Annotated in this window: 20 protein-coding genes; 17 read left to right on the top strand and 3 right to left on the bottom strand. The window is 30.1% G+C overall.

The window, feature by feature from the left end; translation table 11 throughout:
* Positions 1-126: 126 nt before the first annotated feature.
* The 13 genes from NEF87_RS01330 to NEF87_RS01270 all read left to right on the top strand — a co-directional run bounded on the left by NEF87_RS01330 (position 127) and on the right by NEF87_RS01270 (position 11,391).
* Positions 127-681: an HD domain-containing protein gene (locus NEF87_RS01330; protein ID WP_457918302.1), complete on the top strand. Its 555-nt coding sequence runs from the start codon at positions 127-129 to the stop codon at positions 679-681.
* Between the two features lie 161 nt (positions 682-842).
* Positions 843-1,571 (top strand): HAD family hydrolase, encoded by a 729-nt coding sequence (locus tag NEF87_RS01325; protein WP_457918301.1) that lies wholly within the window; start codon positions 843-845, stop codon positions 1,569-1,571.
* A 385-nt stretch (positions 1,572-1,956) separates the two neighbouring features.
* Positions 1,957-2,292: an Hsp20/alpha crystallin family protein gene (locus tag NEF87_RS01320; protein ID WP_457918300.1), complete on the top strand. Its 336-nt coding sequence runs from the start codon at positions 1,957-1,959 to the stop codon at positions 2,290-2,292.
* A gap of 27 nt (positions 2,293-2,319) precedes the next feature.
* Positions 2,320-2,679 (top strand): Hsp20/alpha crystallin family protein, encoded by a 360-nt coding sequence (locus NEF87_RS01315; protein WP_457918299.1) that lies wholly within the window; start codon positions 2,320-2,322, stop codon positions 2,677-2,679.
* Positions 2,680-2,691: 12 nt separating this feature from the next.
* A complete protein-coding gene (locus NEF87_RS01310) occupies positions 2,692-3,015 on the top strand; it encodes an Hsp20/alpha crystallin family protein (protein WP_457918298.1) in 324 nt (107 codons plus the stop codon).
* 42 nt (positions 3,016-3,057) lie between these two features.
* Positions 3,058-3,642: a hypothetical protein gene (locus NEF87_RS01305; RefSeq protein ID WP_457918297.1), complete on the top strand. Its 585-nt coding sequence runs from the start codon at positions 3,058-3,060 to the stop codon at positions 3,640-3,642.
* A 710-nt stretch (positions 3,643-4,352) separates the two neighbouring features.
* Entirely contained in the window at positions 4,353-6,053 is a 1,701-nt protein-coding gene (locus NEF87_RS01300) for a methionine synthase (protein WP_457918296.1), read from the top strand.
* A 40-nt stretch (positions 6,054-6,093) separates the two neighbouring features.
* Positions 6,094-7,278 (top strand): NAD/NADP octopine/nopaline dehydrogenase family protein, encoded by a 1,185-nt coding sequence (locus NEF87_RS01295; protein WP_371804579.1) that lies wholly within the window; start codon positions 6,094-6,096, stop codon positions 7,276-7,278.
* 13 nt (positions 7,279-7,291) lie between these two features.
* Positions 7,292-8,788: an asparagine synthase-related protein gene (locus tag NEF87_RS01290; protein ID WP_457918295.1), complete on the top strand. Its 1,497-nt coding sequence runs from the start codon at positions 7,292-7,294 to the stop codon at positions 8,786-8,788.
* A gap of 976 nt (positions 8,789-9,764) precedes the next feature.
* A complete protein-coding gene (locus tag NEF87_RS01285) occupies positions 9,765-10,364 on the top strand; it encodes a hypothetical protein (protein ID WP_457918294.1) in 600 nt (199 codons plus the stop codon).
* Positions 10,365-10,388: 24 nt separating this feature from the next.
* Positions 10,389-10,586, top strand: coding sequence for a hypothetical protein (locus NEF87_RS01280; protein WP_371804576.1), 198 nt, complete (start codon positions 10,389-10,391; stop codon positions 10,584-10,586).
* 50 nt (positions 10,587-10,636) lie between these two features.
* Positions 10,637-11,113 (top strand): hypothetical protein, encoded by a 477-nt coding sequence (locus NEF87_RS01275; RefSeq protein ID WP_457918293.1) that lies wholly within the window; start codon positions 10,637-10,639, stop codon positions 11,111-11,113.
* A gap of 44 nt (positions 11,114-11,157) precedes the next feature.
* Positions 11,158-11,391, top strand: coding sequence for a cold-shock protein (locus NEF87_RS01270; protein ID WP_371804574.1), 234 nt, complete (start codon positions 11,158-11,160; stop codon positions 11,389-11,391).
* Between the two features lie 181 nt (positions 11,392-11,572).
* On the opposite strand, the gene NEF87_RS01265 is transcribed toward NEF87_RS01270, so the two are convergent.
* The gene (locus NEF87_RS01265; protein ID WP_457918292.1) at positions 11,573-12,337 is read right to left on the bottom strand and encodes a hypothetical protein; all 765 of its coding nucleotides are present in this window, start codon (positions 12,335-12,337) and stop codon (positions 11,573-11,575) included.
* Between the two features lie 658 nt (positions 12,338-12,995).
* Between NEF87_RS01265 and NEF87_RS01260 the strand changes: the two genes are divergently transcribed.
* The 4 genes from NEF87_RS01260 to NEF87_RS01245 all read left to right on the top strand — a co-directional run bounded on the left by NEF87_RS01260 (position 12,996) and on the right by NEF87_RS01245 (position 17,091).
* Entirely contained in the window at positions 12,996-13,472 is a 477-nt protein-coding gene (locus tag NEF87_RS01260) for a hypothetical protein (protein ID WP_457918291.1), read from the top strand.
* A gap of 360 nt (positions 13,473-13,832) precedes the next feature.
* Entirely contained in the window at positions 13,833-15,293 is a 1,461-nt protein-coding gene (locus NEF87_RS01255; RefSeq protein WP_457918290.1) for a C45 family autoproteolytic acyltransferase/hydolase, read from the top strand.
* A gap of 273 nt (positions 15,294-15,566) precedes the next feature.
* Positions 15,567-16,349, top strand: coding sequence for a CPBP family intramembrane glutamic endopeptidase (locus tag NEF87_RS01250; protein WP_457918289.1), 783 nt, complete (start codon positions 15,567-15,569; stop codon positions 16,347-16,349).
* A 328-nt stretch (positions 16,350-16,677) separates the two neighbouring features.
* Positions 16,678-17,091, top strand: a complete 414-nt coding sequence (locus tag NEF87_RS01245) for a hypothetical protein (RefSeq protein ID WP_457918288.1) — start codon at positions 16,678-16,680, stop codon at positions 17,089-17,091.
* 319 nt (positions 17,092-17,410) lie between these two features.
* On the opposite strand, the gene NEF87_RS01240 is transcribed toward NEF87_RS01245, so the two are convergent.
* Complete coding sequence (locus NEF87_RS01240) at positions 17,411-18,199, bottom strand: hypothetical protein (protein WP_457918287.1); 789 nt, start codon at positions 18,197-18,199, stop codon at positions 17,411-17,413.
* A gap of 115 nt (positions 18,200-18,314) precedes the next feature.
* Entirely contained in the window at positions 18,315-19,736 is a 1,422-nt protein-coding gene (locus NEF87_RS01235) for a cryptochrome/photolyase family protein (protein ID WP_457918286.1), read from the bottom strand.
* Between the last annotated feature and the right edge of the window lie 180 nt (positions 19,737-19,916).

Here is a 19,916-nt window from a genome sequence, read left to right as displayed (position 1 = left end):
TAAACCATTAACCATCTACAACCAAGAAACTAGATACTCCAAAAGAAATAAGGATGAACATTTTCTGATACAAATAAAATCTTGATATCTAATTAAGCTTATTTAGATTAAAATTTTATTAAAAGTATGTATTCCATTTTCCACGATCATTCTTCAGATAAAGAAATTGAGAACGCAATTAACTTTCTAGTCAAGAATATTCTTTCTTCTGGAAACAATCCTAAGCCAGTAATTTTGCATAGTATACGTGTAGGAATGACAATATTGAGATTCAATTATCCGAAATTTGTAATAATTGCAGGTATATTGCATGATTTAATTGAGGATTCATCAATTACTAAAAGCGATATTGCTGAGAAATTTGGTAATGAAATTGCAGAACTTGTTGCAATCAATTCTTTTAATGTCGAAATTGCAAATTTAGAAGAGAGATATCAAGATATGTTTAAACGTTGTCTAAATCACGGGAAAAGCGCATTAATAGTCAAAGCTGCAGATATCTACGATAATTTAAGTTATTTTATTTATTCCGCTAAAAATTATGTAGATGGAATGGATAACTATAATTATCTTCTTAAAAAAAGTAAGTTTTTTGCAAATTTGGCAACGAATGCATTATCTGATGATCCAATTTATAATTTAATGTTAAATAGATTAAAATATTACGAACAAATTAAATAACGCCAAGTATTTTCTTCTATTGGTTTTCTTCGTAAGTTCTGATATGAATAAATTATCAAAGAATTAGAAAAAAAATGTATTCATGTTGTTTATTAGCAAGTTGTTATTCATTTTTGAAGCAGATAAGATTTAATTTGATATGGACTTGAAATGTTGGAAAGGTGCCAAATTTAATAATGGACAAAATTATTGGGATATATTTCGATTTCTTTGGAACACTAATCGATTCAGTTCGTGCTTATTATAAGGTATGGTCCAGAATATTAAATCGTTTAGGTTCTGACGTGGTTCTTAGCAATACTCTAATAAATAAGGGTTTACAAAAACAAATGGAAGAAATAAATCGACTTCAATATGCTTATGGGAGAAGTTATATGAATTTAACAAATGATGAAAGAAATAACCTTAATGGAATTATGCTTGATACTATAGGACTGAAACGAGAAGGATCAAGCAAAATCATTAGTGAAGAATTCCAAGAGAACTTCTTTAATTATTTTAGTTTGAATTCTGGCTGTAAAGAAACTCTTGAACAAATTAAGAGAAAAAATTTGAAGATTGGTTTATTAACTAATGGAGATCGTATGAAAGTTCATTCCAAACTAAAAGAACTCGGGATTTTTGACTTTTTTGATATTTTTATTCACTCTCAAGATTATGGGTACAATAAAGATGATATAGAGGTTTATCAAACTGCAGTGGAATTAATGCAAACAACGAATCCAAAAAAGATTATTCATGTAGGTGATGATTTGAAAATGGACATTGAAATGGCTAAGAGAATTGGGATGATTCCTGTTTTGTTGGATCAAAACCATAAATATTCTTTTGACAATATTATGGTTATCCACGAACTTCCTGAAATATTAGAATTTCTCGCTAAGTATTAAGATTTTAATGAAAGGTCAATTTTAACTGAGTACTTGTAAAATTCATCTACTTTTAATCAAATTTTATTAAACCCTAATCATTTGCTAAATTTATTTTAAAATAAAATTTTTAGTATAGAATTTTTTCCATCGATTGGTTCTATTCGATTAAAGTGCTTCTATTGGGAATCTGAAATTTCCGATTTATTACTCAATGAAAATCGGTTGAGATATTTTTAATTAAACAAATATTTCTCATTATTTAATTTTTAAAACTGTTATCCGGGATTTTAGTAATTTAATTAACATTTAGTTGTCTTATGATCAAAACCTTTAAATACTCAGATTAATATTTAGATATTGTATTCTTGCCAACATAGAGTTGTCAAGTTCAGGAGACTAAAAAATGTCAATTATAAAATCTGAAAAAAACCAGACGGAAAAAAGTAGTGATGATCCACGCTACAAAGTGACTCCTCGCTATGGTGTATGGAGTAAAGATGAAATTGTCACCATTCAAATCGCAATTCCGGGAGTAAAAAAGGAGGACATTGATATGCGAGTTCTCCCCAATTATTTCACATTACGAGCTCCCCGTGGTGAGGTAATGTATGCACTGGATCTCGAACTTACTAAAGTTGAACCCGATGTAAGCAAAGCAAAATATGAGGAAGGCTTATTGAAGGTGGAATTAAAACGTTATAATCCTCTCGAACATGCTTTTGATGTTAAAATTGAATAATCTTTTTTGCAAATGGAGATGATGAACATGGCAATGATAGAAAGAGAAAAAGAAGAAATGACAGAAGCTCAAAAACAAGAAGAAGAAAAAAAAGAATCTATATATAATGTTTTTCCTGATATGACTCGAAACATAGACTATGATAAAAGAATAATTACCTTTGAAATCGCTTTACCAGGAGTAAAAAAGGAAAATATTAAACTGAAAGCGCTTCCCAAATGGTTCTACTTGGAAGCAAAACGTGGTCAATTAATGTATAATGCAAATCAAAACTTTGGAAAAACCATCATTCCTGAGAGAACGACTGCCAAATATGATTGTGGTTTATTAACCATAACAGCCCATATTCCGGATCCCTTCGATGGAGCGAAAGAAATAAAATTTTAGGAGGAATAAAGAATGACTCAAGAAGAAGCACAAGAAACAGAAATAAAATATAAAATAACGCCCACCAGTCATTTCAATGTAGAATCTACCAAAAAAGAATGGAATTTGGAGATTCATTTACCTGGTGTTGATAAATCCAAGATCAAATTTCGAGTTTTACCAAAATATTTTGATCTATCGGCAACAAGAGATAATGCCCATTATTCGTTGTCAGGACATTTTCCTTGGGAGGTTGATATAGATACAGTAAAAGGAGATTATGAAGAAGGCTTACTATATATCACAGGTAAAATTAAGAATCCCATGGATGATGCTTATAGAATTAAGTTAGAGTAAGTCGTTGTTTTTTTTTAAATCAAATAAAGAGGAGGTAAAATAATGAAAGTATTTCGCATATTTGACGATATTGATAAAGAATTTGAGAGAATCCATGATGAATGGAACGATATAGAAAAAAAATTTCAAAAAATGAAGCAAGATTCTTCTTTGAAAGATAACTACCATTTTTCTTCCCATTATGAAAATTTTTATGATTCAAATCAAAAAGATAAAAGTTATTCTTTATCTTACAAATATGAAACTGGGATGGATGAACCAGAAATAATGATAGAAGGTGATGTAGACAAGGATACTATCAACAGATTTGTATCAGGTATAAACTCTAAATATGGAGTAGAATTGGAAGGTTCATCTATAAAAAATCCAAAATTATTGTTGTCAAAGAAGAAAAAAAAGAACGAAAAAAAAGGAGAACCAAAAGATGATACGCACATTTATCGGTTCGAAATGCCTGGAATCGGTTTGAAGGATATTGAGACAAAAATCGAAGGAGATTTATTGAAAATCATTGGGAAAAATGACAAGGTAGAATATAAAAAACAAATTCGACTTCCGTTTAAACCCAAAAACAAACCGACCATTGATGCTGACAATGGACTGATTACTTTAAAGGTAAATAAATAATTTTTTTTTTTTAACACAGCATATTTACCTAATTATCACAATTCGAATGATAGGAACTTTACAATTACTTCAATTTGTCAGTCATGTATAATGATTATGATGTAAAACGAATTCCATGACAGATTTTTTTGTGATTATGTTATCATCCATTCTGCCAGTTCCATCATCATCTAAGATATTTTGAATTTTGATAATGTCTTTTTTTTCTTAGGTATAAACAAGTATAGAATAAGTATAAACGCATGAATGATTAAATTTTTAGAAAAATCTCTAATGGAAAATTTTTTTCTGCTTGGCGCTCTAGTTAGCCAAAATAACCTAAAATTAAATAAAGTAGAAAAAAATCTCTTTTCATCCTAAAGATTAAGATAGATCAATAAAACAGTCGAGAATATGTATTTTAATCTGAGTTAACAATATCTTAAATAAATGAAGAGTTATTGGTTTAATAGTCTCAAATTCAACAGTTAAATTTTTATATATGAAGATCTAAAAGTAATATGGTACTAGGCAATTATTCAAAGTCTTATTGAATCGAGTAGATTCCGATTATTCACAACATAGAAAAAATCTAAGGATTTTGTTGTTGATTTATTCATCATTCAGATTTTGTAGAATAATTCCCATATCTCATACTAAATTTAATACATTTGTTTGAAAAGATTTTACCAGATAAATTTATTAGATTACACCGTTATAAAGTGAAAAAAATGATGCAGAGTACAAAAAATAAACACATTTTGGGAGCATGTCTTGACAGTTGTGTTCATGTTGCAGGAATAACCAATTTTTTTAAGATTGCACAAGAAAATGGTTATCAAACATCATTTTTGGGGCCTGCATGTTCAATTGATAAAATAATTTATGAAATCCAACATTTAAACCCATATGTTGTTGCTTTATCTTTTAGATTGACTCCGGATGTTGGATTTGAAATCATTAAAAACTTTATTTCTGAGATTCATGAAAAAAACCTTTCAAAGCGTATTTTTTTACTAGGATGTTTACCAGCATTGAAAGAAAAAATCATTCCATTAAATTTCTTTAAACATATTTTCATCGGGGGAGAATCACCTTCATATTGTGTTGCAATATTGGAAGATAAAGATCCAGCAGCTCAAAAAAAAAATATTGAAGCATCTAATTTACTTTCACGACTGAAATTGAAATCCCCAAATCCGATATATCGAACTCATTTTGGATTGAATTCATTAGAACAATCTTTAGAAGAAATTAAAAAAATTGCTAAATCAAAATTAGTAGATGTAATATCAATAGCTCCAGATCAACCTGCTCAAGAATATTTTCATCGAAAAGATGTACTTGAAAAATGTGATAAAGGTGCTGGAGGTATTCCCATTAGAACTACAGAAGATTTGCAAAGAATTTACGCTTCCGCTCAAGTTGGGAATTACCCATTACTTAGAATATATGCTGGAACCCAAGATTTAATATTAAATAGTAAAGTTCAATTAAAATATTTAAAAAATGCATGGACTGCAACACCGATATTTTGGTATTCTGATCTAGATGGTAGATCCAAGCGTCCGTTAAAATTAGCGATTCAAGAAAACTTAGAAAATATAATGTGGCACGCTCATCGAAATTTACCCGTTGAAATTAATGATCCTCATCAATGGGGACTTCGAGCAGCTCCAGACCATATAGTTGTTGCCGATGCCTTTCTATGTGCAAAAATTGCCAAAGAACTGGGAGTCAAAACGTATATTCAACAATTGATGTTTAATACTCCTGTAGGTAACAGTCTCAATATGGATTTAGGTCGAGTATTGGCGATGATTGAGGTTGTAGAACCCTTGAAATCTCCTTCATTCGATATATTAAAAGAAACTCGAGCAGGATTATCATATTTTTCAAACAATCCAGATGAAGCAAAAGCCCAATTAGCTTTATCAACGTTATTCCAAATGGCAGTAAAACCCTCAATCATACATATTGTAAATTATTGTGAAGCGAATCATGCAGCCAAAGCTCAAGATATAATTGTTAGCGCACAAATTGCGAAGAAAGTAGTTGAGGAAGTAAGTTATGATCCAATTAACTTAACTAATGATCCCGAGATTCAAAGATATAAAAATGAATTGATAAAGGAAGCTCGGATAACTTTATCCGCGATTGAAGACTTTGGAGAATCTCATTATGGTGAGAATTATTTGTTGACTCCAGAATTTTTAACTTCAATTGTCGAAAATGGATTTTTTGATGCACCACATCTAAAAAATGATTCATCAAACTTTGGAAATATTAATTCTAAAATTATAGACGGTAAATGTATTTGTGTAACTGAAGATGGCCATCGTTTGCTTGAAAAGGATCGAATAAGAAGATTATTTTCTAAATTTGAACAATTAGATGTAAAATCTTTTTTATCAAATTCACCAACTTGTTAGAAATAAGTGATACTTATAAAAATTAAAAAAAGGGAGAAGAATGAAATCAAATGAAATTACGATTATTGGGGCCGGTAATGGAGGTCGTGCTTTTGCTGTATATTTATCGGATTTAGGATTTAAAGTAAAACTTGGGTTTCGCACTTATGAAAACATCAGCACTATTTTAAGAACAGGAAAAATCGTATCTAAAGGGTTGATGAAGGGAATTTACCCTATTGGGCGAATATCGCCTAATTATGTTAATTTAATCCACAATTCCAAGTACATTTTCATAGTGGTCCCAGCTCATGTTCATATTGAAATTATAGAAAGAATATTACCTTCTTTATCAGATGGACAAATTCTTATTTTAAATCCAGGACGGACATTTGGAGCGGTTGAAGTTTATAATTTTATTAAACGGAAACGACCGAATTTACGAATTAAGGTTGCAGAAACCCAATCTCTTTTATTTACATGCCGTAAAATCTCAGATTCGGGAGTAGATATTATCAAAATTAAAAATTCTCTGGACATCTGTTTTTACCCAGAAAGAGAGGACATTAAAATTCAAAAAGAATTAAAAACTATTTTTCCACAACTAAATTTTGTATCAAACATTCTAGAAACAAGTTTGAATAATATTGGGGCACTTTTGCATCCAACTATTTCAATTTTGAATGCAGGGGCAATTCTCAGGAAAAATGATTTTTTTTTCTATAGAGATGTTTCTTTGCAAATTGCTAATGTTATTAAAGAGATGGATAAGGAAAGATGTCTAATTTTAAACAAATTAGGAATTCGCCCAAAAACATTTTTACAATGGGTAAGAGATTCATATAATGTGAATGCCTCTAATTATTTTGAAGCTTTCAGAATTATTGAACCCTATAAAAAGATTAAAGCCCCAAAGGATCTAAATAACAGATACTTGATGGAAGAAGTACCAACAGGTCTTATACCTCTTTCTTCTCTTGGTAAATACCTGAACATTCCAACCCCAATAATTGATTCTTTCATAACTCTCGCAGGAAGTTTACTTGGAGTTAATTTTTATAAAAATGGAAGAACTCTATCTCGAATCCGCTTTCCGATAAATAACTATTTGCAAACTTTTCCTCAAAAGAAGGTTAAAGGAGGTTTTTCGAGATTATTAACTAGAAATAAAATTTCAGCAAGTAGAATCCATCAAAAATCGCTCCCTTCAAAATTGAAGGGTGAATATCTAACAATTAATAAGTAAAAAAGTGCAAAAAATGACAGGAATTGTGTATTACCATAAAAAGAATAAAAAAAAGCCGATCAATATAGAACATATTCATGAAATCGCTGAAAAAATTGCCCATCGTGGCAATTTCAAAAAACTATCGTACCACGATCCAAATTCTGTGGGGATTTTTTTCTTAAACAAAGGTCAAATGAATACGGAAGTAAGTATAAATAATAAAGGATTTTCAATTATAGATGGTTACTTATCAAATGAACGAATCAAGGAATTAAATTCATCTATTACTAATATTGATTTGAAATATCTTGAAAGTGGTTATAAAAAACATGGGATTGCATTTTTTAAACAATTGATAGGAGAATTCTCGATTTTAATAAAAAATTCTAAAGAAATTGTAGCGGTTAGAGATCAGATGGGTTTTAATCCTCTTTATTATATGAATCAACCAGAATTTCTTTTGATTTCTTCCGAATTGAAAATTTTCAGCCATTTTTCAGGCATACCACGCACCATTGAACCGGGACAAGCAATGATTTTTTCGGAAACAGGACTTGAATTAAAAAAATATTATAATTTTAATGAAAATACCACTTCTATCAATGATTTAGATATTATGAAACAGAAACTGTCCACAACCTTAGATAGAGCAGTTCAAAATTCAATTGGGACGAATGGTAAAGTTGCTGCACTATTAAGTGGAGGTATTGATTCCGTCGTTATATGTGCATTAGCACAGAAATATATACCCAATCTCGATGTTTATACTGTAGTAGCCGAAAATTCTCCAGATCTTGAACATGCAAAGAATTTTACTAAGATGTATCCAGAAGTAAATCATCATATTTTCAAAATCACGATAGAAGAAATGCTTCCAATTATCGATGATGTAATTTACCATCTAGAAACTTTTGATGCTGCACTAATAAGGAGCGCTATCCCGATGTACTATATTTGCTCAAAGATCGGTAAAAAAGCGGATGTATTGTTGACAGGAGAGGGTGGAGATGAATTATTTGGAGGTTATGATTATTTGAAAGAACTTACTTCTGAACAATTTGACAAAGAAATTGAAGAAATGTTAAAAATAGAACATTCTACAGGTTTACAAAGGGTTGACAGAATACCTTATGCATTTGGAATAGAAGCACGAGCACCTTGGTTCAATAAGGAAATTGTTGATTTGTCCTTTACTTTTCCTTCAGAAGTAAAACTTTACAAAACAGCAGAAGGGGAACTATTAGAAAAATGGATTATTCGAGAAAGCTTTAAGAAAATAATCCCATTGAGTGTATATAAGCGTCATAAAGCCAAATTTTCAAAAGGTGTTGGTTCTCAATTTATTTTACGCGATTACTTTGACAAAAAATTTACCGATGATGCTTTTAATAACCAAAAAGAGATTTTTCCAGGAGTTATCCTGAAAAATAAGGAAGAATTACATTATTGGCAAGTATTTAATCAGAAATTTGGTTTTACCGAAGAATTCATCCAAAATATGCCTCGAACCTCTGTATTTATTGTGTAACTCTTCTTTTTTACTCTATTTTTCGCCATTGAATATTTTTTATTATAGGTTAGATAATCTATAAATCCCAAAGTTTACTACAACAAATCTTAGCTCTAAAATTAGCCATATATTATGTTTTAGATCATAATCTAAAGAAATTATTGTAAATTGTGGTTAAAATTGAAAATTGATTGTATTGTAATGGAATTAAATCGCTTCCGTTTCCTACCCAAAAATACTAAAATTTTTTCCAATTTAATCGACCAAATGTTTTTTCTCATCTAATTGTAACAAATGTCGTTTTGCAACTCATTAAACTTGAATTTTTTCCATATTTTAAACAACGAATAAATCCTTAATTTCAGCATAAATGAGTAAAAATATACAAAAAACATTCTGGGATCAAAATTGCAATCTAGGAGACCAAATTCATTAAAATAACGCATAAAAGTAAACACCAAAGTTTCGCCTATTTTCATCCTAACTATTAAAAGAGATCGGAATAACTGTTAATAATCTGGATCTTCAGCAGATTTCTAAATGTCCCATTGTATTAGAAAGATATTAATTAAATATCTTCAAAATCGATAGAAAAATTTTTATATGAGAAATTCTTAATTAATATAGTACTTGGCAGTTATTCATAATCGAATTGAAACAATTACGTTCCAATTATTCACAACAAAAGGATAAGGTTTGAATTTGTTGTTGATACACCTATCGTTCAGATTTTATAGAATAATTTCCACATTTCCATCTAAATTCATCTGCAAAGGACTAAAATGCAAGATTTTCAAGTCAAATGGGTAAGTCCTACGAATTATACGTGCAGAAGGATTTTTAATAAGGAATTAGGTGATGATTTTCTTGATTATTCAATGAAAAAGGATTTTATTTTACCGAATCGGCCAAAAGTCTCTCCCTTCTCAAAAAAGAGGGAGAATTTAGAATATAATATTATGAAATAATTAATAGACATGAAGTGAAATACAAATTGATATCAAAGAATCGAAAAAAATGCCCCATAGTTAACCAAATTAATATCTTTTTTAATAATCTACAAATTAAGAAAACAGATTATCATGATTTTCAAAAAATTAAACAATTTTTTGAATCATTTGATAATATTGATCTAAAACCTATCCATTACAAAATTATTCAACAATTCTACGGAAAGGGGTGTTTTCTCCTGTTAGATGGGAATCAAGATTCATTTAAGGAATTTGATTTCTTGCAACTAAATCGAGATAAAGCACTCCAACAGACATCTGTCCCTCTATTTCAAATAGGGAATAAAAACTTAATTGGGGGAGTAATCGGAATTATATCACCCTATAAACCACGTGTATATCAAATTTTGTATATGAAAATTCATCCCTATTATGCAGATCTCAGATTGAATGAATATTTTCATATGTATATCGAATATAATTTGAAAAAACTTCATTGTAAGTTCATACAAATTGCAATTCAAAAAGATAGAAAAGCCTATATACAAAAATGGATAGATTTGGGCTATGATTATGAGGAAGAAGAAATAAATGGGACTGAAATTCAGTCTCCAAATTACATTTTATTAAAAAAAAAAATATAACTAATTAAATAAAAGGAAATGACAATGTCAGCGAAAATATTTTACAACTTAAAAAAGAAAATCTATGTAAAAGCAGAGGAATTTCCAGGTGATGGCTTCATTAAACCCATCTTATTTGAAAAAAATGGAGAGTTCTTCCGGAAATATAAAAACAAACGAGGCAAAACTAAAGTAACAAAAATCAAAGTCAGAAATCAAAATCTTGTAGACATCCAGAATTAACCCTTCCTCTATTTTTTAAAATGAATTAAAAGAAAGAGTGCAAATAAAACATGAAAAACAAATATATCAAGAATGAATATGGAAAAATTGTTAAAGTTGAAGATCATGGCCCTAAAGTGGATCATGATAAATCCCAAGATGATTACCATCAACTCAAGCAAGAACAAAGTAATATAATGGTTGAAATTAAAAAAATGCTGCATAACCATCTTGGCCAATTGCAAAGGCGAATATTAAAAACCAATGTTCTAAATATTCAGAAAGTATTTGAATATTATTTCAATCAAGATACCTATCGAATCAATGCACACCTTGATACCTTGTTTATTCAAAGTTTTAAACAAATTAAAGATATGATTAGAAATTCTCGGTCGATATCCGATGAGATGAATAAAAAAACAAAGATCAAAAGTCAATTATCAAGAATAAAAACATCGTTTCTTACCCAGAGAAAATATATCAAAAAGATTTATAAACAAACTGCTGAGTTGAAACAAAATAATCATAGTTTTTTATCAGGTTATTAAAATTAACAAATTAATTATCAATATAAGCAATTTTGGAGGTGAAAATGATTAAAAAGAAAGGAAAAATAAAATGGTATGATTCTATCAAAGGATATGGCTTTATTTCAGTAAATCAAGATAAAAAGGATGTTTTTTTTCATTTTGAAGAAATAAATCAATATAATTTTGGAGTAATATCACCCAGAAAGGGAGATAAAGTTGAATTTGAAATACTAAAGAATCGAAAAGGTCCATACGCAAGTGACATCGAATTAACTAAAAATTTGTTAAAAAATTAGTAATAGAGAAAATGGAAAGACATGTGGATAAATCCTCTATTAAAAATTGTTTTAAACAGAAAACTTATGCATATGATTTAATTATGCAATGTTTTTTTTTAAATAAAGAACATATTGGCACCGAAGTTATAGTAAATCGCACCAGCATTTCCAATATTGATGGTTAATATTAAAAAAAAGGCTAAGTTCTTTTGTTTACGGTTTCATTTACTTCCTGTTCTTTTATGATTATATTTTCATGGGAAACAACATATTTTGATCCAATTTGTTCAATTATAACGGAGTCTCCACTAAAATCCATACCAATATAGATATTTCGATAATCAAATCCGACATTTCCATCTTTTGTGACTATTCGAAACCACTTATTATGTAATTTCAAGTCTTTAGATTGTTGTAGAATTTTCTTTTTCTTGGTTTGAGAATTAAATTCCCACACATCGCCTTTATTGTTTGAAATGACAAAATTTTCATTTTTTTTTTGAATATTGAAAATTTTATCGCCCCATCGAGCATGATCATGTGTTTCATACAACGATTCCAATTGTAAAGTTAAACTTGCATTGTTTTTTTGAACTAACTTGTCTGTTTCAGGTACTTTTGCTTCAATTACTGTTGAAAACGTGTCAAAAATAGATTTGAGTATAATAATATTCTCTTTTTCCTTTTTCACTTCCCCTTTTAACTCATTTTCAATAATAATTTTTTCAATTAAATCATCCGAAAGTGTAATAGAATCTCCAAATTCAAATCCTCGAATTGAATCATTTTTATCAATATACATGGAAATGGAGTGTGGAGGTTCCCCATGTACAAACCTAAAAACATAAGGATATTTGATATTTTCTTTTTGAAAAAGATTTTCTGGAATTGCAAACGAAATATCTTCTTTACAACCTTTACAAAAAATTTTGACTTGATGATTCTTCTTTGAGTATTGAAACATTTTTAATCTTCATAAGTTAGTTCAAAGATATAAACTAACTGAATTTCCCAGTTTTCTAAAAATTTTAATTTCAGAATAAAAGTTGGGACAAATCCTTGGATCTTTGTGATTTATTTATAGTAAAAAATCCTTTTTTCTAAAGAAGAATTAATAGATTGAGTTAGCTCCAAAAAATACTATTAAAAGTAATTTCTTTTTTGCTGAATTTTTGAAAGATTACTGAATGATTCTGGATATTGAAAATCTCAAGCGCAGTCCTAAATAACCAAGTAAATTCAAGAGATTGTTTGGCGAGAGTTTCTATTTTTATAGAAAATTTTTTAAAGAAGTGTACCTATTATATAGGTATACGTTGCAATTATTTTGAATCCCATTGAACAATTTTAATATCCCTCACTCGCAACAACAAAAATAATGATCCATTTTTTTATTGAATCAGCCATTCTTTAGACTTTCCAGGTTAAGTGCAGAAAAATCACCTACTAAATTCAATATAATTGTTTATGGAGCACTTAAGGGGAAAAATATACTTACCCAAAATCTGAATCCAAACTTGGAAATGCCAAAGCAATAAAAAAAAAAATGATGATGAAAAATTCAAGGGACTAAAACACGCTCTTTTTTTAATTCAATCCAAATAATGAAGTGAAATCTAAGTATGAGAAACAAATACATCAGAAATGAACAAGGACAGCTTGTTAAAGTAGAAAAAAGCGGTCCGAAAGTTGAACATGATAAATCTAAGGAAGATTATGATCAACTTATACAAACTGAAAGGAATATTATGACAGGAGTAAATTCGATTTTAATTAAACACCTTGGACAACTGCAAAGCCGTATATTAAATATTAACATCCTCAATATCCATAAAGTATTTGACTACTATTTTGACCAAAATACGCATCGAATCGATGCACATTTAGATCGCTTGTTTATCCAAAGTTTTAAACAAATTAAAGATAAAGTAAGAAATTGTCGGTCGATATCCGATGATATTGGTGATGGAAATGACATTAAAAATTCATTAGTTAAAATAAAGAATTCTTTCTTCACTCAGAGAACTTATATTCAAAAAATCTATGAAGAAACATCGGAATTAAAGCGAAAAGATCAGAAATTCTTAACGAATTTTTAAATACTTGTCAAACTTTCACGAAAATCAAAATAGAATGTACTTTTTTAATCGTCGTTAAATTAGAATTTTTTATCTACTTATGATATAAAAATAAGATTAAATTCACCATATTTAATAGCATTCTGAATATAATATCATATTCATAGTTATAGAAGTGAGATTTTATTCCAAGTAAAAATAAATATTGAATCATTATTTTGAATATGATCAATGAAATAATGTTTTGGAGCATTATGATCACATATCTTTGTAACAAGGCCATCCTAGCAATTTACACCACTAAAAACTTTATATAGATCTTTGATAAATTAGATAATTGCCAATTCGTTTGACTTACGACGAATTTGTAGGTTGTTTTGAATGATGAAAAATCAAAGAAAAAAAGTATTGTCACTTAGTCTTATTGGACTTTTGATGGTGACTTCCCTAGCAAATTTTGTTCAATCAGCGAGTGCAACAAGTATTATTTCTTATTCGCCAGATGGAAAAGGATATTTGGAAGAATTGATTTCTGGTAAATATCTAATGCACTTAGAAGGTTCTCCTTATGAGATGGGATTCCAGCAAGGGTATCTTGATCCGATCAGTGTTTCGCGTTTAGCTTCGGACGATTGGATGCGGGAAGTCGTTCTCAATATGTTAGAAGCCGATGATTGGATTTTGAATTTAGTATTCAATGAAGTGCTCAGCCGAAGTCGCTTAGAGAACGTTGTCGGAAATGTGGTTTCCGATGAAATTCTTGATCAAGTCGCAGCTGCAAGCGGAGATAGTATTGATGACAAATTGTATAAATTGTTAGATCTCTGCCATGTGTTAGTTGAATATAATACGCGTTATGTCCCCCAAGCATTTTTAGATGAGATACAAGGAGTTGCTGATGGAGCAACAGCAGCGGGAGTTCCAGTTACTTACGAACAAGTATTATTATTAAACATGGGGATGGATGCCCTTCTTGCACTAGCGTATCCTGTTGTGGAACCTTTATTGTGGTTAATTGATTTGTTCGCTTTTCTTTCTTGTAGCGGATTTGTTGCTCAAGAAGATGCTACCACCGATGGTCATACCATCATGGGTCGTCATTGGCAATTTACCAGCTATGTTACTCATGAGGAAATGATTATGATGGAGTTCTACCCTGACAATGGAAATGCTTTCCTAAGCACTTCCTGTGCTGGATTTGTCGGAGTCACTTCAGCCATGAATGATCAAGGTTTGGGTATTGGAAATGATATGGTTCCAGCTCAAGATTGTGATCCTGCAAATTTCGGGATGGGTACTTTGCTCACCGCCAGATATGTAATGCAATATACCAACCAACTAAGTGAAGCAACTAATTTCATTATTAATAATGTACGCGGTTGCTCTTGGATTTATGGCATAGGGGATGGACGTAATGGAGAAACGGGAGGGGTTGCCTTAGAAACATCTGCTCATAATTATAGGGTAAGGAATATGGGTTACACACGACCATGGTGGGCAATTTTCTCTCCAAATCCTATTGAGAAGAAAGATGATTTGGTAACCTACACAAATCACTATATTTATTATGGAATGGCCAATGATGCCGATTCCACGGCAATTAAGGATTCGAAGAGCAGGTATGAATGGCTTACCAATGAAGCTCTCACAATGTATGGAAACATTGATTTAGAGCAGGGATTTGAATTGATTGATTATCTGCATCCCCCAAGCTATGATTATTATGGGGATGACTTGACTCAACCCGTAGGAGCCGCCGTAACTTGTTGGGATCTTACATCACTAGAAGCGAAAGCTCTTTTTGGTGATTATGACGATACTGCAATATATGCGGCATTATAATGCCTCCATATTTTTTTTTATTATCCATAAAAAGTTTTGAAACTCATAGATTTTTTAAATTTAACCTTAATCGGATTGATGGAATAAAATTTATGCTTCAATTTTGGAATAGAATTATTGGAGTTATATTCCACACCAAAAATGTAAATTTTCAAAGTTTTGTTTTGCTTAATTCTGGCCTCTGAATCCTTTGAGTATCTGCTTCCACAAAATTAACTATGATTGTTAACATAACGGAAGTTGTATATATTTTGTTCAAGGGAATGTTTTAAAATGGAAAAAACGGATGATTTATTATTTCAAGACCAACATAATGTTCTAAAATCTGTAATACTACACTTGTTTCCAGGGCTTTTAGTGTTAGGTGGAATTTTTTTGTTCTCGCAACCATTGTTTTGTGAAATTTTGGGACTTGATGCACGATTCGGTCCCTTACTAGGATGGTTGATGTCAATTACCTTTTGTTTAATTCCAGTTCAATTGGGAATGCTGTTATATGTTGGAAAAAAGCAAAATAACTCGTTTAACATAAAAGAAGTTATAGGAAATAAAAAAACTAGTCCAACTAAGATATATTTAATCTTTATTCCAATATATATCATATTTGCATTCGTTTTTATGTTTCTACTCGCCCCACCGGTAAATAATTTTTTCATCGAAAAAATATTTTCATGGTATCCGCAAGAGTATAATTTTCAAAATCAAATGCAAGATCCTGCTTCAATGCAAAATTTTAAAGGTTTTCAACTTATTTTTATTCTCTACATCTTATTATCATGTATTGCCGCTCCATTTGTTGAAGAACTATATTTTCGAGGCTATCTTCTTCCAAGAATGGAAGAAAAAATGGGAAAAGGAGCACCTTATATCAACGCAATTCTCTTTTCAATTTATCATTTCTTTTCTCCATGGGAAAACTTGATTCGCATCGTTATTTTGATTCCATTGGTATACTTTGTGTGGATAAAAAAAAATATGCGGTTAAGTATTTTAACTCACATAATATTGAATTGTATGGGGGCTGTTGCGATGGCAATAATGGTTTATTTTGTGTAAAACCAGTTTATCCTCAAAAATATTAATTTTTTCCTTTTTTGGAACTGCTCAATCTAGAATTGTACTATTGAAATTAATTTTCCACAATATTTCTACTTCATAGAAGATTTCCTGAATCTAAAATGCTAATAGTATTAAGGAATTTGAATTCTGAGGATTATTTTTAACAATAACTAAATGTAATCTTTATCATTATCTTTAAATTAGATAAATTCAGATTTTATCAAATCTTAATTAAAAGAAAAATCTAATACTATTCATTTAAAAAATATCAATTAACGAGGAGAATTAAAAACTGTCACATTTGATGGAAACCTATTCCGAATTGTTGGAAAAATTACGTATCTTTAAAGAAAGCGAACAATTTGAATATGCAATTGATATTTGTGATGCCATTATAGCTCTAATTTCCAATAATGAAATTAAAAGAGATATTTCGAGTTGGAAAGAGGAAAAAGCATCATTGATACTAAATTTGAAGAGAAAATTAAGTTTAAAAGAGTCAATATCACCTAAAGATAAGGATATACCTGAAAAAAGCGAAGAAAGGATAAAAACAAATTGGAGTAAGTATTTTTCACTTTTAATGAAAGCGAATACATTAGAATCAACCGACAAAATAAAATCACAAAAAATTCTGAAGGAATGTCTTATTATGCTTAAACAAGACGAACAAGCCTTTTTAAAAAAATATCCGAATCGAAAAGCGGATAGAAAAGCAATTGAGAAACGTTTGAAATAAATTGCAAGTACAAAAAAAATGGTAGCTCTGAGAAAAAATCAGTTTACAGTTTGTAAAATTAGTTTTTTTCTTGAAATCGAGATTTAATCCTTTTGTTTTTCGATTATTCCATCGCTTCAATTCTTAAACAAGCATGATCATCTCTCAAAAGTTCAAATTCATATATCGTTATAGAAATAGTATGCCATTGCCCTCCTTCTTAATATTTTCTCAAGATTTATTAAAAGTATGAATTTAGGGAAAGAAAAAATCAAAAACTTGAACCAAATTCATTAATGAAAAAAAAGCAAATAAATTATCAAGAGATAAAGAAAATAAATTATTTCTTCTCTTTTATTAAAATCCGAACAACAATCAAACTAACGATCAAAATCATGGAAATTATTGTTACTACAACAATACCTGTTTCCGGGGAATTCACTGGATCTAACCGCTTGATAAGAATCCCAACAAATGCCCATACAACAACCATCGCATGAGCATAATTCTTTCGGAACCAAATCATGCCAAAAGTAATTAGTGTGGCAACAATCAGAACAATTATAGTCCACATTGATTCGGAAATGCCCCAACCATTCCAATTATTTACCACTGCTAGAGCCGTAACATTGGCCACAGTCGCTACGGTAATCCAACCTAAATAAATTGAGATAGGTAGAAATAAGCTAAAATTTCTGATTTTATTATTCTGATCTTTCTTTTTATATAAATATTCATGGGCATAGATTAAGGAGCCTAAAATGATTAACATGAGAATCAAAGATAAACCCACATAAAGATAATGCCAAGTTAATATCCAAAGAAGATTAGCGATATTGCTGATGATAAACGCAAGAGCAAGTTTTGTTTCAAATTCTTCATCCTCCTTTGGCTTTTTAAACCAATCACGAATGAAATATCCTGTAAATACGGCTAAAAGTACATAAATTACACCCCAAATGCTAAATGTCAAACCAGATGGAACAAATAAATTGGGGATATTATCAGACAATTCTCCAGTATTGTATCCATTTATTGGTAAAATGTTCGCGAGTGCATTCGTTACAACCGTTCCGATGAACGATAATAATATTCCAATTTGTAAAATAATTTTAGATTTATTTTGCATAACAATCAATGTAATTTTACCCCTTCACTCTTTAATATGCTCTGATTTAATAAGATAAATAAACAAAGGCTTAGATTTATAGAAATTAATAAAAAAACCCCCCGAGGTAATAATACTAAAATGATACTTCTTTGCCCGATAACGTTTTAAACATGAACAGTGTAAGTTCTCTTTCTTTCTTATGATTAACGATAGGTTTAGGATATACATCTTCAAGTAATTCTTTTGGGCGTTTTTTTTCAAGGTTATGGATTATTTTTGCCGAATAGTCAGCAAGTTCGGGAATCCATTTCTTGATATAAATTGCATCTGGATCATAAGTCTTCTGCTGGCTCCAAGGATTAAAAATCCGGAAATATGGTTGAGAATCACATCCGGTGCTCGCAGCCCATTGCCAGTTCCCATTATTTAATGCAGGATCATAATCTGTCAACATTTGAGCAAAATATCTTTCTCCCCATTGCCAATTAATATGGAGGTCTTTAGTCAAAAATGAAGCAACAATCATGCGTACTCTATTATGCATGATACCCGTAGAATTTAATTCCCGCATACCTGCATCAACAATCGGAAATCCGGTAATTCCTTGTTTCCATAAAGCAAATTTCAAATCGTCATTATTCCATTTAATTTGATTGTATTTTTCCTTGAATGATTTGATAAAAACATGGGGAAAATGAAAGCCAATATATGTGAAAAAATCATGCCAATAAAGTTGACGGAGTAAGGGATGTTCTTTCCCAAGGATTTTGCTAATATGGGAATAGGCTTCCCGTATAGAAATGGATCCGAATTTTAGATGAGGTGATAATCCCGTGGTTCCATTTAATCCTGGAAAATTGCGGTTTTTGTCATAATCAATATATTTTTGCAAGGATTTTAGGATCTTGATCCCTTCTTCTCTCCCTCCTTTTTGAGTTGGAATCTTATTGGATTTTAAAAATTTTTGTCTTGCTTCCTTTAGGAGAAACGCGTTTCCCAATTCAATTTCAACGAATTGATCGCTTTTTTCTTCATTAAATTCCTGTGGTTCGATAACAGGAATTTTTCTGCTAAATTTAAAATACGGGGTGAAGATCGTATAGGGGGTGTGTTTTTGAGATTTAATTACGTCAGGATTGTTAATTACACAATCATGAACTGCAGTCAAGTGAATTTTGTGTTTATTGCAGAATTCCCTTATTTTTTGCTCTCTTTCCAAGGAAAATGGAGTGTAATCTTTATTTAGAACGATCGAATCATATTTTAATTCTTTAAAAATTGAATTCAGGACTGAAATCGGATTATTATGGAAGAAATAGATTTTTTTACGAAGTAATTGAAATTGCTCCTGCAAATCATTTAAAGAATCGAGTAAAAATTGAAACGCATTTGAATTAAAATATTCATTCATCGTTATTTGTCTAGGATCAAAAATGAATATCGGAATTACTAAATTTGAAGTATTTAATGCATGATATAATCCAATATTGTCAATAATCCTCAAAGATCTGTGAAAGAGAAATACCGTTAATTTAGATTTGATTCTTTTCACCACTTAAGAAAAAGGGGTTTTTTGTTTAAAAAGCTGTGGCAATTTGTTATGAAATCAATGTTCTAAAAAAAATTACACCTTAAAAATTATGTTGATTTTTCTTCAGTAAATTTCGATTTAAGTCATAATATTTTTGATAGGTTGGAATAAAATGAGGATATGGGGATAAAAATCCCCTGAAAT

This window comes from Candidatus Lokiarchaeum ossiferum, from assembly GCA_025839675.1.
Classification (GTDB): domain Archaea; phylum Asgardarchaeota; class Lokiarchaeia; order Sigyniarchaeales; family Promethearchaeaceae; genus Lokiarchaeum; species Lokiarchaeum ossiferum.
Note: the sequence above shows the minus strand (reverse complement) of the source record. Positions and strands in the feature narration are given on the sequence as shown.